Origin of the sequence: Paraburkholderia sp. CI3, from assembly GCF_050436505.1 — a bacterium.
GTDB lineage: Bacteria > Pseudomonadota > Gammaproteobacteria > Burkholderiales > Burkholderiaceae > Paraburkholderia > Paraburkholderia tuberum.
In genome coordinates this window covers 108,191-122,413 of sequence record NZ_JBNDMI010000004.1, presented here as the reverse complement: position 1 = coordinate 122,413, position 14,223 = coordinate 108,191, and the positions used below count along the sequence as shown (strand labels likewise).

At 65.6% G+C, this 14,223-nt stretch carries 15 protein-coding genes; 11 read left to right on the top strand and 4 right to left on the bottom strand.

Annotated elements, in window-relative coordinates; genetic code table 11:
* Positions 1-324: 324 nt before the first annotated feature.
* Positions 325-1,392 carry a PRC-barrel domain-containing protein gene (locus tag OKW29_RS22105; RefSeq protein WP_429292628.1) on the top strand — a complete coding sequence of 356 codons (1,068 nt, stop codon included), beginning with the start codon at positions 325-327 and terminating at the stop codon, positions 1,390-1,392.
* The gene (locus OKW29_RS22100) at positions 1,389-2,636 is read left to right on the top strand and encodes an MFS transporter (RefSeq protein WP_187612001.1); all 1,248 of its coding nucleotides are present in this window, start codon (positions 1,389-1,391) and stop codon (positions 2,634-2,636) included. The genes OKW29_RS22105 and OKW29_RS22100 overlap by 4 nt, the downstream gene beginning before the upstream one ends.
* Positions 2,637-2,741: 105 nt before the next feature.
* Here the strand turns inward: OKW29_RS22100 and OKW29_RS22095 are convergent, their stop codons facing one another.
* Both OKW29_RS22095 and OKW29_RS22090 read right to left on the bottom strand, forming a co-directional pair.
* Entirely contained in the window at positions 2,742-3,881 is a 1,140-nt protein-coding gene (locus OKW29_RS22095) for a Gfo/Idh/MocA family protein (protein ID WP_429292627.1), read from the bottom strand.
* A 3-nt stretch (positions 3,882-3,884) separates the two neighbouring features.
* On the bottom strand, positions 3,885-4,652 hold the full coding sequence (locus OKW29_RS22090; RefSeq protein WP_429292626.1) for a sugar phosphate isomerase/epimerase family protein: 768 nt from the start codon (positions 4,650-4,652) through the stop codon (positions 3,885-3,887).
* A 331-nt stretch (positions 4,653-4,983) separates the two neighbouring features.
* Here OKW29_RS22090 and OKW29_RS22085 point away from each other — a divergent pair, with 331 nt between their 5' ends.
* Positions 4,984-5,976, top strand: a complete 993-nt coding sequence (locus tag OKW29_RS22085; protein ID WP_184009354.1) for a LacI family DNA-binding transcriptional regulator — start codon at positions 4,984-4,986, stop codon at positions 5,974-5,976.
* 58 nt (positions 5,977-6,034) lie between these two features.
* On the opposite strand, the gene OKW29_RS22080 is transcribed toward OKW29_RS22085, so the two are convergent.
* Positions 6,035-6,301, bottom strand: a complete 267-nt coding sequence (locus OKW29_RS22080) for a hypothetical protein (protein WP_429292625.1) — start codon at positions 6,299-6,301, stop codon at positions 6,035-6,037.
* Positions 6,302-6,643: 342 nt separating this feature from the next.
* A complete protein-coding gene (locus tag OKW29_RS22075; protein ID WP_184039479.1) occupies positions 6,644-7,528 on the bottom strand; it encodes a LysR family transcriptional regulator in 885 nt (294 codons plus the stop codon).
* A gap of 229 nt (positions 7,529-7,757) precedes the next feature.
* Here OKW29_RS22075 and OKW29_RS22070 point away from each other — a divergent pair, with 229 nt between their 5' ends.
* The 8 genes from OKW29_RS22070 to OKW29_RS22035 all read left to right on the top strand — a co-directional run bounded on the left by OKW29_RS22070 (position 7,758) and on the right by OKW29_RS22035 (position 14,192).
* Positions 7,758-8,504: an SDR family NAD(P)-dependent oxidoreductase gene (locus OKW29_RS22070; RefSeq protein WP_429292624.1), complete on the top strand. Its 747-nt coding sequence runs from the start codon at positions 7,758-7,760 to the stop codon at positions 8,502-8,504.
* A gap of 57 nt (positions 8,505-8,561) precedes the next feature.
* On the top strand, positions 8,562-9,710 hold the full coding sequence (locus OKW29_RS22065; RefSeq protein ID WP_429292623.1) for an alkene reductase: 1,149 nt from the start codon (positions 8,562-8,564) through the stop codon (positions 9,708-9,710).
* 16 nt (positions 9,711-9,726) lie between these two features.
* Positions 9,727-10,125: a DUF427 domain-containing protein gene (locus OKW29_RS22060; protein WP_429292622.1), complete on the top strand. Its 399-nt coding sequence runs from the start codon at positions 9,727-9,729 to the stop codon at positions 10,123-10,125.
* A 9-nt stretch (positions 10,126-10,134) separates the two neighbouring features.
* Positions 10,135-10,878 carry an SDR family NAD(P)-dependent oxidoreductase gene (locus OKW29_RS22055; protein ID WP_184070362.1) on the top strand — a complete coding sequence of 248 codons (744 nt, stop codon included), beginning with the start codon at positions 10,135-10,137 and terminating at the stop codon, positions 10,876-10,878.
* Between the two features lie 206 nt (positions 10,879-11,084).
* A complete protein-coding gene (locus tag OKW29_RS22050; protein ID WP_184070360.1) occupies positions 11,085-11,951 on the top strand; it encodes an alpha/beta fold hydrolase in 867 nt (288 codons plus the stop codon).
* A gap of 34 nt (positions 11,952-11,985) precedes the next feature.
* On the top strand, positions 11,986-12,732 hold the full coding sequence (locus tag OKW29_RS22045) for an SDR family NAD(P)-dependent oxidoreductase (protein ID WP_429292621.1): 747 nt from the start codon (positions 11,986-11,988) through the stop codon (positions 12,730-12,732).
* Between the two features lie 94 nt (positions 12,733-12,826).
* Positions 12,827-13,123: a hypothetical protein gene (locus OKW29_RS22040; protein WP_429292620.1), complete on the top strand. Its 297-nt coding sequence runs from the start codon at positions 12,827-12,829 to the stop codon at positions 13,121-13,123.
* A gap of 322 nt (positions 13,124-13,445) precedes the next feature.
* Positions 13,446-14,192 carry an SDR family NAD(P)-dependent oxidoreductase gene (locus tag OKW29_RS22035; RefSeq protein WP_429292619.1) on the top strand — a complete coding sequence of 249 codons (747 nt, stop codon included), beginning with the start codon at positions 13,446-13,448 and terminating at the stop codon, positions 14,190-14,192.
* Positions 14,193-14,223: the final 31 nt, after the last annotated feature.

Genomic DNA, 14,223 nt, shown 5'->3' with positions numbered 1-14,223 from the left:
GAACTATGTGTCCAATCGCATGAATGGCATGCCGGACATGTCGCGCGACTTATATCTTTTGCGCGACGGTCGCTCGCGCGAGCGCTGCGCGCGTATACACCTACGGCATACGGGCAGCCGCGAAACGCGCCGAACCCACCCCGGCGATCGCGTTCCAGGCACGCGGCGTGCAGCGCCATACCGCCAGCGCATCGGCGGAACCGCCTGCAACGCAACCGGCGAAAGGCTGCCCGCGCGGCAGCGCAGGTTAAACTCTGGGCCGTACCCCATCCAACCGCGGCGGCTCATCGCGCCCGTCCGCACCTGCCCGTGGAGTTTTTCCTGATGACTGGCGGTTTTCCGCGCCCCGCCGGGCGCCTGCCGATTGTCCCGTTTGGACCGCTTGGATCGCTTCGCCCGCTCGATTCGCCTGATTCGCTCGATGTGCTTCGACTGTTCCGCTGGCTGTGCACCGTGGCCGCGCTGTTCGCGTTCGCCGCGCTGTCCGGCTGCAGCAGCCTGCTGTGGGGTACGCAGCAGGCGCCGATCGTCGATGCGACGGTGATGCCGGTCGAGCCGGCAAGCGCGCCGGTCGCCGCGTCCGCGTCCGAGCCGGTCGAGAGCGAGGCGAACGAGGGGCCCGAGGAGCCGAAGAAACCGAAGAAGCCGGTCGTGAAGCCGCACAAGGTCGAACCGCCGCCGCCCGTGGTCGTGCCGGCTCCGCCGCCGCCCCCGCCGCCGCCGCCGCTGATCGTGCTGCGCACGATCGAGCGCAGCGACGCGCGCGCGCTGCTCGACAGCCAGGTGCAGAAGCCCGACGGCAAGGTGGTCGGCCGCGCGGTCGACATGATCGCCGACGCAGCCGGCAAACCGCGCGAGATGGTCGTCAATCTGCAGGGCTTCCTCGGCGTCGGCGACCGCAAGGTGAACTTCCCGTGGGGCGCGTTCCACTTCACGCCGACCGCGAAGGGGGCGCCGATCACGCTGAACCCGACGGCCGTGCCGAGCACCGCGAACAAATCGAACCCGCTGGAACTGCCGCTGCTCGATGCGACCGTCGAGCGCGCGAACGGCGCCAAGGTGGGCCGTGTGGTCGACGTGCTGATCGACGGCAACGCGCAGCCGCAGGCGATCGTCCTCGACGTCGGCGGCATGGTCAGCCCCGACCGGCGCACGATCGCCGCGAACTGGTCGGCGCTGCGCTTCGTCACGCGCGACAAGGAACTGCATCCGCAGATCGATCTGAGCGACGCGCAGATCAACGCGACGCCGCCCTACGCGAGCGACAAGCCGATTCGCGCGGTGTCGCCAGCGCCGCCCGCGCAGCCTGCCGCCAGCGCCGCGCCGGCGGTCTCGGCGCCGCCGGCCGCGTCGTCGGCCGTCGCGGTTTCCAACGCACGGGCGGTCCGATGACGGTCCGTACTATGGTCACGGCGCGAAGTCTGCGCGCGCTCGATTGGCTCAACTTCTTCGTCGCCAACGTGCAGACGGGCTTCGGGCCGTTCATCGCGTCCTACCTCGCATCGCACAAGTGGACCCAGGGCGAGATCGGCATGGTGCTGTCGGTCGGCACGATCAGCGCGATGGTCAGCCAGGTGCCCGGCGGCGCCGCGGTCGACGCGTTGCGCAACAAGAAAGCGGCGGCCGCGTGGGCGATCGGCGCGATCATCCTCAGCGCGATGCTGCTCGCGATCAGCCCGACCGTGCTGCCGGTGATCGCCGCCGAGGTGTTCCACGGCTTCGCGAGCTGCATGCTGACGCCGGCGCTCGCGGCGATCTCGTTCGCGCTGGTGGGTCGCGCGAATCTCGGCGACCGGCTCGGCCGCAATGCGCGCTGGGCATCGATCGGCAGCGCGGTCGCGGCGGGTCTGATGGGACTGTTCGGCGAGTACTACTCGCCGCGCGCGGTGTTCGTCCTGACCGCGGGCCTCGCGGTTCCCGCGCTGATCGCGCTCGCGATGATCCAGCGCACCGACACGATCGAGCTGCCGCAAGCGGCGCCCACCCCCGAGCAGCTCGAGCGGCGCGAAAGCCTGCGCGAGCTGCTGCGCGACAAGCGCATGCTGCTGTTCGCCGCGTGCATCGTGCTGTTCCATCTGTCGAACGCGGCGATGCTGAACCTGGCCGCCGGCGAAGTGACGGCCGGCATGGGAGACAACGTGCAGCTCGTGATCGCGGCATGCATCATCGTGCCGCAGGCGATCGTCGCGATGATGTCGCCGTGGGTCGGGCGCTCGGCCGAACGCTGGGGCCGCCGGCCGATTCTGCTGCTCGGCTTCTCCGCGTTGCCGATCCGCGCGCTGCTGTTCGCGGGCATCAGCAGCCCCTATCTGCTCGTGCCGGTGCAGATGCTCGACGGCTTGAGCGCCGCGGTGTTCGGCGTGATGCTGCCGCTGATCGCCGCCGACGTCGCCGGCGACAAGGGCCGCTACAACCTGTGTATCGGCCTGTTCGGGCTCGCGGCCGGCATCGGCGCGACGTTGAGCACGACGGCGGCGGGCTTCGTCGCCGATCGTTTCGGCAACACGGTGAGCTTCTTCGGCCTCGCGGCGGCCGGTGCGCTCGCGGTGCTGCTGGTGTGGGCGGCGATGCCCGAGACGCGCGACGCGGCGACGGCCAGCAACGGCGACGGCGCGGCTGTGCCCGGTCGTGGATAGTCGGCGGCGAGGTGAGGCGCGCGAGCTGTATGAGCAGGGGCGTGATCTGATGGTCGCAGTCGGATTACGTCGCAACCGGCTTGACCACTCCGGAAGTCAGGTGAGTCAGTCGGCGAGAAACACCTCTTCGCCTCGACCCAATGGCACGACGACGGGTCGCTGCACGACGGTCTCCATATCGATGTGCCGCCCCTCGCGCGACGAGCGTTCGAAGGCATCCAGCACCTCCAGCACGTGTAACGCCAGTTCGCCGCTCGCGCGATGCGGCCGACCTCGGCGCAACGCCATGGCCATATCCAGCACGCCCACAGCGCGGTAATTGGCCACCCGCGCACCGCTCCTCAACGTGAAGTTGTCGACGCCAAAAGCATGGACCTGTGTGTCGAGCGGCTCAAAGCCGCTATCACGTTCAGCCACGCGCGGACTCCCGCCAAAGAAATTGGGATCGACGCCCAACAGGCTACCTTCCGTGCCATAGATCTCGATAGGCGCACGCTGATGGGCCCACACGTCCCAGGAGGCGCTCATCACCACGTTGGCCCCACCCGCAAAATGCAGGATACCGTTGACCGTGGTGGGCACCTCGACCTCGATGACCTGGCCCCTCAGCGGCTCACTGGAGATGATGCGCTGGGGAAAACCGATGGTGGCGCAAGCGGACACGCGTGCCACCGGCCCAAGCAGGTTGACCAACTGCGTCACGTAATACGGGCCCATGTCGTGAATCGGGCCGCCGCCAGGCTTGAAAAAAAACTCAGGATTGGGATGCCAGGACTCCATGCCGCGGGACAACACGGCCACGGCCCCGCCAATGGCACGCCCAATGCGGCCCGCATCGAGCGCCGCGCGGCACGCCTGATGGGCCGCGCCGAAGAACGTGTCCGGTGCGCAGCCCACGCGTAATCCCGAAGCCTCGGCTCGCGCCAGCATCGCGCGTGCGGACGCAAACTCGGTACCCAGGGGCTTTTCGAGGTAGACGTGCTTGCCCGCCTGCAGAATCTGCAGGCTTACCGGCACATGCGCGTGCGGCACCGTAAGGTTGATGACGATTTCGATGTCGGGGTCGGCCAGCAGCGCATCCACCGTCATCGCGGCAACGCCGTGCTGCGTGGCCTTGGCCCGGGCGGCCTCCGGACGCAAGTCGGCGCAGGCCTTGATGCGGACGAATTCCGAATTCGCCGCGCCGGTGAAATAGGCATCGCTGATGTTGCCGCAACCGATGATGCCGACGAAGACAGGTTTCATGGATCAGGCTCCGAGCTGGTGCAGATAGGCAAAGGCATTGCGGGCGAAGCGTTCGCCGTCGCTGGGATTGTCGTGCTCGGCGGCGAGGAAACGCGCCCCCGCTTCGCGGCAGGCGGCGGCCAGCGTGGACCAATCCATGACGCCGTGACCGACGTCGGCCCAGCCGTCCTCGTCCAGTTTTTCACCCGCGGGCGCGAGGTCTTTCGCATGGGCGGAGACCACGCGGCCCGTATAACGACGAAGCCATGGCAGAGGATCGGCGCCGCCGCGCACGAGCCAGGCTACATCCACTTGCCAGCCGAGCGGGCTTGCCCCGGCGGACTCGAACAGCAGTTCCAGCGCCGTTGCGCCATTCTCCTTGGCGCTGAGTTCCCAATCATGGTTGTGGTATGCGAGGGCGATGCCCTGAGCGGCTAGCCGATGGGCGAGGCTGCCCAACTCGTTGCCGAGCGCCCGCCAGTATGCGGCGTCACTGTCGCGCTCGGCGGGCGGCACCGCGGGCATGACCAACTGGGTGATACCGAGGGTCTCGCACGCCGCGGCCACTTCGTGCAAACGCTCACGCAGCATGGCCATGCTGAGGTGGCTGGAGGAGGCGCTAAGGCCGCGCGCCTGAAGCTTGTTCCGGGTGTCGGCCGCATTTTCGAGCAAGGACCCGATCAGCTCCACCTGGCGAAATCCGGCTTGGGCGGCAATGTCGAACTGCCGGTCGAGTTCGCCCGCATTGCGCAGGCTGTAAATCTGGATGGAAATGGGCAAGGCTTGATTCATGGTCGTCAATCCAACGAGTCAAGGTGGATGCGGCACGGATGGCCTACGGAGCTGGGCGCAAGTCAAAAGGTAAGCGCTTTCCCGTTTACCTGGAACAGGGGCTTTACCCTATGCAGCAGGGACCGGCACAAACAGGAGTACGCGAGAAGCTTCGGATAAGCGGATTGCATAACGCCGCGGTTTGCAGCAACACCATGGATTCCCGCAAGCCGAGTCTGAATCCCCGCTCAGTTTCGAGGTTCGATGACGCATGAGGGGAAAACCTTTTCCCGTGATGCTAAAATTGTTACCTTCCTGCTGGTGACAGACGCGCCGCTGCCTGAACGAACCAATGCGAAGCAAACCCTCCATCGAAGCCGTTGCCCGCGAGGCTGGCGTTTCCATTGCCACGGTGTCGCGTGTGCTCAACGGGACGAAGGCCGTGACGGCGGCCACGCGTGAGCGGGTCGAGGCAGCCGTACGGGCACTGAACTACCGGGCCAATCCGTTCGGCCGCAGCCTGAGTACCGGTCAGAGTCGCATTCTGCTGATGCTCATGCCGGATTTCGCCAACCCCTACTACGCCGAGATCGTGCGCGGGGCCGGCGCGGTCAGTCGCCAGGCCGGTTACACGCTGCTTCCGGCGGACCTGGAAGCCTGGACTGGCACGGCGGACGCCTCGCTGCCGACGCTGGCTGGCAGTCTGAGCGACGGCGTCATCAATCTCGTGCCCATGTCCGACCCGGCAGCCCGGCGCGAGGCGGCGAACGGCAAGCCATGGGTCAATTGCTCGGAATTCTTGCCCGGTAGTGACGTGCCTTATGTCAGCATCGACCACCGCCAGGCCGGTACGGATGCCGTGCAGTACCTCATCAACAAGGGCCACCGGCGCATCGGCTTCATCACCAGCGATGAGCGCTTCCTGTATGCGCGTCAGCGCCGCGAGGGCTATGACGCAGCACTACTGCGCGCCGGTCTCGCGCCTGCGCCCGAGCTTGTCTGCGTTACTGGCGACAATAGTTACGCCGCCGGAAGCCAGGCGGCGGCAAAGCTGCTGGCGGTGGTGGATCCGCCGAGCGCCGTGTTCGCCGTGTCGGACACGTTGGCCATCGGCGCGATCAAGGGCTTTAGCAAAGCCGGCCGGCGGGTGCCGCACGACGTGGCGGTAATGGGCTTCGACGACGTACCCATCGCTGGCATTTTCGAGCCGGGGCTGACGACCGTGGCCCAGCCCATGGTCGAGCTGGGCGCCGCGGCGGCCGAAATGCTGCTGGCGCTGCTCGACGGCCAACGCCCAGCGTCGCGCATCCTGCAGCATCAGCTGGTGCTGCGGGAGTCGGTTTGAGCGGTCGATCGGGAGAAGTCAAGATCTGCTTTGCCCACTGAGGTGGTTTGTAGCTGGCTCAGTTTTGGTGAAGCTGCCGACGCCGATGCATTTCGGCCACCTTGCTCCCACGGCTCATGAAATCGTTCGTTGAAGCTTTCGTGGTCGCCGTGGTTGGCGCCGTCGCTGTGGCGGTTTTGCTCAGTCGAGCCAGCCGAAGACCCATCAGCAAATGCTTGAAGAACTGGTTCAGATCGGAATTCCCGGCAGCGCTCAACCTTTGCGCCGCAGTGGTTGCCCTGTGGTATTTGTTGATTAAGGCTGATGACGCGCCGAGCGTGAACATCCGCTGGCTACTGCGGAACCGCCGATAGAGCACGTGCGGGCGCACGCGAGCGAATGGCTGGAGATGGGCCGGCTACCACCCGATGCGCTCGGTTGTTGTCGACCCTTTATAGACGTTCACCGCCGCTCAAGTCGAACGACCGGTTCCCGAGGTGGAGCAGCCAACGGGCTCCTCGACGCCGCGATGGCAAACGGCGGGAAGCAGTCAAAACGTCCCTCGGACCTATCCCGATCTGGAATGAGCCGCATTCCTTTCCGCCAGTTCCCGCGCTGGTTGCGAATGGATACATTGCACAGCAACGATCTCGATCGCCGCGAGGCGGTCCATGCGATTCTCCCTCACTCAGTTGGCGGCAATCAGTTCATCCGCTCTCGACAGAAACATCTTAAGCACAGGCGATGCATTCGAACGACTGTAGCCGATCGCGAGATCGACGGTCGGCGCTTCGCCTTCCAGCGGCCGGCTCACCACCGACCACGGCAACAGGTTAATCGCATACTCGGGCATCAGCGACAGCCCGCGCGTCGAAGCGACGAGCGACATGGCCATCGCCAGGTTGTCGACGCCGTGCTCCGGCTTGGGGTCGAGCCCGTTCTCGTGCAGATAGCCCGCGACCACATCGTGCAGCACGCGCGCCTTGTTCGACGCCATCACAAACGTCTCGCCTTGCAGGTCCGACGGATGAATGGCTTGCTTCGCCGTCAGCCGATGATCGCTCGGCATCAGCACGACAAGTTTCTCGCGATAGACAACGCGATAGTCGAGATCCAGCCCCGGCTCCATGCGCACGAATGCAAGATCGAGCTTGCCGCGCGCCACGGCATCGGCGAGATCGGGCGAATAGCCGCTCGACACGGTCACGTCGATGTTCGGCAACTCGTCGCGCAGCACCTGCATCGCGCGCGGCAGCCAGGTCATTTCCTGGCCTGTCAGAAAGCCGAGCGCGAAAACCTGCTTCGCGGGACGCGCCGCACGGCGCGCCGCTTCGATCGCGGCGTCGACCTGCGCTAGCGCAAGCCGTGCATGGTCGAGAAAAGCCTTGCCGGACGCGGTCAACTCGACGCCGCGCGCGCTGCGGCTGAACAGTTCCGCACGAACCTCGTCCTCGAGATCGCGGATCTGTCGGCTCAGCGAAGGCTGCGACGTGTACAACCGCTGTTCTGCGGCGACGGTGAGGCTGCCCGTTTCCGCAACGGCAACGAAATAGCGCAGATGACGTAGCTCCATGCGTTCTCCTGTTTTGCTCCGTTCTATCGCCCCACTTCGGGCCATGCTTCCGGACCATGCTTCCAAGGCATGCCGGCAAGCCTACAAAGTCTTTTTCCGTTACGCAAGCAATGGCTAGATTATCTGCCAGCAGTCGCATCGAGCAGCGCGGAAGCCGGCGGCCCAGTTTCGCAGGCATACCTGCCTGTTATCGCTGACGGCCCGCCGATCAACCAGACGGAGCTTCGCCATGAATGACCTCGCAGGAAAAACCGCGCTTGTCACGGGCGCATCTCGCGGCATCGGCCGCGCCATCGCACTCTCACTCGGCCGCGCCGGCGCGCAGGTGCTCGTGCACTACAGCAGCAACGAAGCGGCGGCCGATTCGGCCGTCGCCGACATCGTCGCAAGCGGCGGCCACGCGCAGAAAATCGCCGCCGATCTGCGCACCGCCGACGGCCCGCATACGCTCGCCCGACGCGTGCGCGCCGTCGTCGGCGGACGGCTGGACGTGCTCGTCGCCAACGCGGGCATCGCCAGCGCCGCGAGCATCGAAGACACGACGGTCGAAAACTTCGACGACCTCTTCGCCGTCAACGTGCGTGCGCCCTATTTCCTCGTCCAGCAGCTTCTGCCGATGTTGTGCAAAGGCAGCAGCGTCGTGCTGCTTTCGTCGCTGGCATCGCGTGCATCGGTTGGCGAACTGGCTGCGTACGCCGCGACCAAAGGCGCAGTCGATACGCTCGTGCGCCACTTCGCTTCCGCGCTCGGCGAGCGCGGCGTGCGCGTGAACGCCGTCGCGCCCGGCGTCGTCGCGACCGATATGTCCAGCTTCGTGACAACCGACCAAGGCCGCGATTATGCCCTGAGCCTGCAGGCCTTGAAGCGCGTCGCGCAGCCCGACGACATCGCCGGCGCGGTGACCTTTCTTGCGTCAGACAGGGCGAACTGGATCACGGGCGACGCCCTGCGCGTCGACGGCGGATCGAAGCTCTGAGCCATCACGGTGGAACCGCAGTGGACCCGATCCATTTCAATCGATAAGGCATCCGGAATGACTGATACAAACTTCAAACTGTTCTCGTCCACCACAGTAGGACGACTGCAACTGTCACATCGCGTCGTACACGCACCGATGACGCGCCTGCGTTCCGACTCCGACGACAGCCCGAGCGCGATGATGGTCGAGTACTACCGGCAGCGCGCGTCGCAAGGCGGTCTGCTGATTACCGAGAGCGCGCATCCTTCATACGACAGCCGTGGCTATGTCGGCGCGCCGGGCATTTACATGGACCAGCACGTCGAAGCGTGGAAAAACATCACCGACGCCGTTCACGCGAAAGGCGCGCATATCTTCATGCAGATCGCACACGACGGCCGTCAGTCGCACGTCGATCTGAGCCGGGGCAATGCGCCCGTTGCGCCCTCTGTCGTCCCGTACGAAACCACCGTGTTCACGCGGAACGGCTGGGTGCCAAACTCGCCGCACCGTGCGCTGGAGATCGACGAAATTCCGGCCATCGTCGAGTCGTTTCGTCGCGCGGCGGAACGCGCGAAAGCCGCGGGTTTCGACGGCGTCGAGTTGCACAACGCGAACGGCTATCTCGCCGACACGTTCCTGCAGGACGGCACGAACAAACGCACCGACGCCTATGGCGGCACGATCGAAAAGCGCGCGCGTTTTTCGCTGGAACTGGTGGACGCGTTCGCGTCCGTGTGGGGCGCGGATCGCGTGGGTGTGCGTGTCTCGCCGAGCGGCCGCTGGGGCGCGATTTCCGACAGCGATCCCGAAGCGACCTTCGGCCATTTCGCCGCGCGTCTGAACGGATATGGCCTCGCGTATCTGCACGTGATCGAGCCACGCGTGATGGGCACGGAGACGCTCGACGAAGGCCAGGCGCCCGCCGTCGCGTCGTCGTTCCTGCGGAATGTGTTCGACGGGCCGATTATCGCCGTCGGTGGTTTCGATCGCGCAGGCGCCGAACAGATCCTGCAACGCGGCGATGCGGATCTCGTCGCGTTCGGCCGCTGGTTCTCGTCGAACCCTGATTTGCCCGAGCGCCTGCGCCGCAATTTGCCGCTCACGCCGTATCAGCGCGACGCGTTCTGGGGCGGCGACGAACGCGCCTACACCGACTTTTCCGCGTACGACGCAGCCCGCAGCGACGCTGCCGCCGAAGCGTCGACAGACGAAACCACCTGATTCAAGGAGTCACGGCATGTCGACCAGTAACGCCTCCAACACAGCGAAAACCGTCAAGATTCCCGGCCCCGATCATCCGATCACGATCGAGCGCAATCCTTCGCACGTCGTGGTCAAGGTCGCCGGCCACACGGTCGCCGACACGCGCGACGCGCTGACGCTGCGTGAAGCGCACTATCCGCGCGTGCTCTATATCCCGAGAAAAGATGTCGACATGACGCTGCTCGAACGCACCGGCCATTCGACGTACTGCCCGTACAAGGGCGATGCCGCGTACTTCTCGATCCCGTCGGGCGGCGAGCGCGCCGTCAATGCGATCTGGACTTACGAGTCGCCCTATCCCGCCGTCGAGCCGATCCGTGATCGCCTCGCGTTCTACACCGACCGTGTCGATTCGATCGAAGAACACGCATAAGGAACCGACATGAACGAACAGACAGTGGTGCTCGTCACGGGCGCATTGAGCGGCATTGGCCGCGCGACCGCGCTCGCCTTCGCGCGCTCGAAAGCACGCGTCGTGATCTCAGGCCGGCGAGCAGACGAAGGTCAGGCGCTCGCCGATACGCTCCGCTCGCTCGGTGCTCAGGCGGAGTTCATTGAAGCCGACGTGCGCGTCGAAGACGACGTGCAGGCGCTCGTCGAGCGCACGGTCGCGCGCTTCGGCAGGCTCGATATCGCGGTGAACGCGGCCGGCACGGAAGGCGAATCCGCGCCCGTCGTCGAACAGACGACCGCGCGCTATGCAGCCGTGTTCGACGCGAACGTGCTCGGCACCTTGCTCGCGATGAAGCACGAGCTGCGCGCGATGTCGGCGCAACGCGGCGGCAGCATCGTCAACGTGTCCTCGACGATGGGCGCGCGCGGCGCGGCGGGCGCGTCGCTGTACGTCGCGAGCAAGCACGCCGTCGAAGGGCTGACGAAGTCGGCCGCGCTCGAAGCCGCTGCATCCGGCGTGCGCGTCAACGCGGTCGCGCCGGGGCCCGTGCAAACGCCGATGCTCGACAGGCTCACGCAGACGTCCGAGCGCAAGACAGCGTTTCTCGACACCGTGCCGCTCAAACGCGCCGGCACGCCTGACGAAATCGCCGAAGCAATCGTGTACCTGGCGTCGGCCGGCTTCATGACGGGCGAAGTGCTGCGCGTGAACGGCGGCCGCACGGCGTCGTGAGCCAGCCCCCGTGTCATGCCTTTCAGGCATGCCACACAGCCTATAAAGTCTTTTTCTTCGTGGTTCGACGCGCCTACATTACCTGTCAATACGGCGCGATAAGAAGCGCAGACGGGCCAGCCCCCCGCAGCAAGCCCGACGCAACCCATACGTTTCAGCTATACCGTGCCGCATCGACTTCAACCGGTTCTGAAAGGACAACTGCCATGACCCGCCATACTCACCAGACCGCGCCGACCCAGTTCGTCGAGGCCAACGGCATCCGTTTCGCGTATCGCCGCTTCGGCAATCCCGGTGCCGTGCCGCTCGTGATGAACATCCACTTCACGGGCACGATGGATCATTGGGATCCCGCCGTCACCGACGGTCTCGCGCAAAACCGCGAAGTGATCCTGTTCAACAACGCCGGCATTTCGAGCAGCTCGGGCACGGTGCCGGAGTCGATCGAAGAGATGGCCGCCAATGCCGGCGCGTTCATCGAAGCGCTCGGACTGAAGCAGGTCGACGTGCTCGGCTTTTCGATGGGCGGACTGATCGCGCAGGAACTCGCGATCGCGAAGCCTCTGCTCGTGCGCCGCGTCATTCTCGTCGGCACGGGCCCACGCAGCGGCGAAGGCATGGCGACGCTCACACCGGAAGCACAGGAGATATTCGGCGCCTCGTATGCGAATCCCGACGACCTGTGGCTGCGCGTGCACTTTTCGCATTCGGAAGCGAGCCAGGCGGCAGGTCGTGGCTTTGTCGGACGGTTCCGTCTGCGCGCCGACAACCGCGATCCCGAAGCCAGCGACAAGGTCGCGCCCGCGCAACTCGCCGCGCTCGCGAAGTGGGGCGCGCCGCGCGAGAACCCGTACGACTATCTGGACGCGCTAAAGCAGCCGACGCTCGTCGTCAACGGCGACAACGACGTGATCATCTACTCGATCAACTCGTGGCACTTGCAGCAGCACATCCCCAACGCGCAGCTGATCCTCTATCCGGACGCCAATCACGGCTCGCTGTACCAGTACCCGGAGCGCTTCGCCGCGCACGTCGATCAGTTCCTCTCGGAAGCGGACGCGCCGCAGGCGTAACGCCCTCTCACACGACATCGAACGGAATTTCATCATGACCAACCTGACAGGCAAAACCGGCCTCGTGACGGGCGCATCCCGCGGCATCGGCCGCGCCACGGCGATCGCGCTCGCCAAAGCAGGCGCGCGCGTGCTGGTCCACTACAGCAGCGCCGAGCAGGCCGCCGACTCGGTCGTCGCGGCGATTCGCGCGGCAGGCGGACAGGCCGACAAGGTCGCCGCCGATCTGCGCGACGCGCACGGGCCACATGAACTCGCGAAGCGCGTGCGCTCGCTGACGGGCGAACGGCTCGACATTCTCGTCGCGAACGCGGGCATCTCGGAGGCCGCCCCGATCGAAGAAACGACCGTCGAGGATTTCGACAACCTGTTCGCCGTCAATGTGCGCGCGCCGTTCTTCCTCGTGCAGCAGTTGCTGCCCGTGCTGGGCGACGGCAGCAGCGTCGTGTTGCTGTCGTCGCTCGCGGCGCGCGCCTCCATGAACAATCTGTCGGCATATGCAGCGACCAAAGGCGCTGTCGACACGCTCGTGCGCCACTTTGCGTCCGCACTCGGCGAACGTGGCATTCGTGTCAACGCGATCGCGCCGGGCGTCGTCGAAACAGACATGTCGAACTTCGCGAAAACGGACGCGGGCCGCGATTTCACGCTGGGCATGCAGGCGCTCAAACGCGTCGCGCAGCCTGACGATATCGCGGGCGCCGCCGTGTTCCTCGCCTCCGACGACGCGCGCTGGGTAACGGGCGACACCTTGCGCGTCGACGGCGGATCGAAGCTCTGAGGTGCTCGCAGCCGCGCGCCGTTCTGAATCGCGGCGCGTGCGATCGTTCAGACGTTGTGGACGAGCGCCGCGCCCGCGATGAGCGACGCCTGGCGTGCGCGCCTGGCACGCGAGCAACACGACGATCTTCGCGATTGTCTGGGGCATGACCAACCTTCTTTTCAAACGCCCGCGTTGTCACGGACCAATTCGTGCCGGCGGTGGCGCGGCAGCCGTATCGATGCTGTTGCTCGCACTCGCCGCGCGCATTCATTCGCTGCCGCTGCTGGTCATCTCCGTCCTCGTGGCTGGCATCGGGTACGCGCTTCTCTTCATGGGCAGCCTCGCGTTCGCGATTACGGCGTCCCACGCAGGCCTGAGCGATGCCGTCACGAATTGCGCATCGCGATAGCCGTAGCGTGCGTGCTGACGGCAGCAAGCTCGGGAAGGTTCGGGACCTCTTGTAGTAATCCGTGATGGGCAAGCTGTCTGAGCGAACGGTTGCCCGCTTCGAAAGTACGCACGAGTGCGTGCGCAAGGTGTTCCCCGCAATATGCCCGATGTGCTGAAAGACGTTCGGCGCCCTGATCCGTACAACATGCCTACCAGGCATGCCCTCCAGCCTGGAAAGTCTTTTTCACGGCCGCAAGAGACGCCTAAAGTTAGCTCCGTCATGCTTACCGAGCAGCGCGATACGACCGACGTGTCGTGAAACCCACTGACAGGAGCCTCAAATGAACCAACCCGTCGTTCTCATCACTGGCGCCCTTGCGGGCATCGGCCGCGCAACCGCTTTTGCGTTCGCCCGTTCAGGTGCGCGGCTCGTCGTATCCGGTCGACGCGCTGCGGAAGGCGCAGCGCTTGAAGCAGAGCTTCGCGTAGTTGGCGCCGAAGCACACTTCGTACAGGCGGACGTGCGCCGCGACGACGAAGTCCGCAACCTCGTGGATCAAACCGTCGCCCGCTACGGCCGGCTGGACGTGGCCGTCAACAACGCCGGCACCGAAGGTCGGCCTGGGCCCGTCGTCGAGCAGACCGCCGACAGTTATGCCGACACGTTCGACACCAACGTCCTCGGAACGCTGCTGAGTCTCAAGCACGAACTGCGCGTGATGACCGCGCAAAAGGCCGGCAGCATCGTCAACATCTCGTCGACTTACGGTCACGAAGGCGCTGCGTTCGCATCGGTCTATGCAGGCAGCAAGCATGCCGTCGAAGGCATCACGAAATCGGCCGCGCTTGAAGTTGCATCGACGGGTGTTCGCGTCAACGCAGTCGCGCCGGGGCCAACCGACACGGGAATGCTCGACCGCTTTACCAGCACGGCCGAAAACAAGGCAGCGCTCGCCGCCACGGTGCCGCTCGCGCGCATCGGCAAGCCCGACGACATCGCCGCAGCGGTGCTCTATCTCGCTGCCGACGGCGCCGCGTTCGTCACCGGTCAGATCCTGACGGTCGACGGCGGCAAGACGGCAGGCTAAAGCGACCTGACATGCTCGCCTGCGTAGCGAC

What these genes read in the sequence shown, in the direction of transcription:
- OKW29_RS22105 (WP_429292628.1), top strand. Translation starts at nt 325, where the DNA reads ATGACTGGCGGTTTTCCGCGCCCCGCCGGGCGCCTGCCGATTGTCCCG.
- OKW29_RS22100 (WP_187612001.1), top strand. Translation starts at nt 1,389, where the DNA reads ATGACGGTCCGTACTATGGTCACGGCGCGAAGTCTGCGCGCGCTCGAT.
- OKW29_RS22095 (WP_429292627.1), bottom strand. Translation starts at nt 3,881, where the DNA reads ATGAAACCTGTCTTCGTCGGCATCATCGGTTGCGGCAACATCAGCGAT.
- OKW29_RS22090 (WP_429292626.1), bottom strand. Translation starts at nt 4,652, where the DNA reads ATGAATCAAGCCTTGCCCATTTCCATCCAGATTTACAGCCTGCGCAAT.
- OKW29_RS22085 (WP_184009354.1), top strand. Translation starts at nt 4,984, where the DNA reads ATGCGAAGCAAACCCTCCATCGAAGCCGTTGCCCGCGAGGCTGGCGTT.
- OKW29_RS22080 (WP_429292625.1), bottom strand. Translation starts at nt 6,301, where the DNA reads ATGTTCACGCTCGGCGCGTCATCAGCCTTAATCAACAAATACCACAGG.
- OKW29_RS22075 (WP_184039479.1), bottom strand. Translation starts at nt 7,528, where the DNA reads ATGGAGCTACGTCATCTGCGCTATTTCGTTGCCGTTGCGGAAACGGGC.
- OKW29_RS22070 (WP_429292624.1), top strand. Translation starts at nt 7,758, where the DNA reads ATGAATGACCTCGCAGGAAAAACCGCGCTTGTCACGGGCGCATCTCGC.
- OKW29_RS22065 (WP_429292623.1), top strand. Translation starts at nt 8,562, where the DNA reads ATGACTGATACAAACTTCAAACTGTTCTCGTCCACCACAGTAGGACGA.
- OKW29_RS22060 (WP_429292622.1), top strand. Translation starts at nt 9,727, where the DNA reads ATGTCGACCAGTAACGCCTCCAACACAGCGAAAACCGTCAAGATTCCC.
- OKW29_RS22055 (WP_184070362.1), top strand. Translation starts at nt 10,135, where the DNA reads ATGAACGAACAGACAGTGGTGCTCGTCACGGGCGCATTGAGCGGCATT.
- OKW29_RS22050 (WP_184070360.1), top strand. Translation starts at nt 11,085, where the DNA reads ATGACCCGCCATACTCACCAGACCGCGCCGACCCAGTTCGTCGAGGCC.
- OKW29_RS22045 (WP_429292621.1), top strand. Translation starts at nt 11,986, where the DNA reads ATGACCAACCTGACAGGCAAAACCGGCCTCGTGACGGGCGCATCCCGC.
- OKW29_RS22035 (WP_429292619.1), top strand. Translation starts at nt 13,446, where the DNA reads ATGAACCAACCCGTCGTTCTCATCACTGGCGCCCTTGCGGGCATCGGC.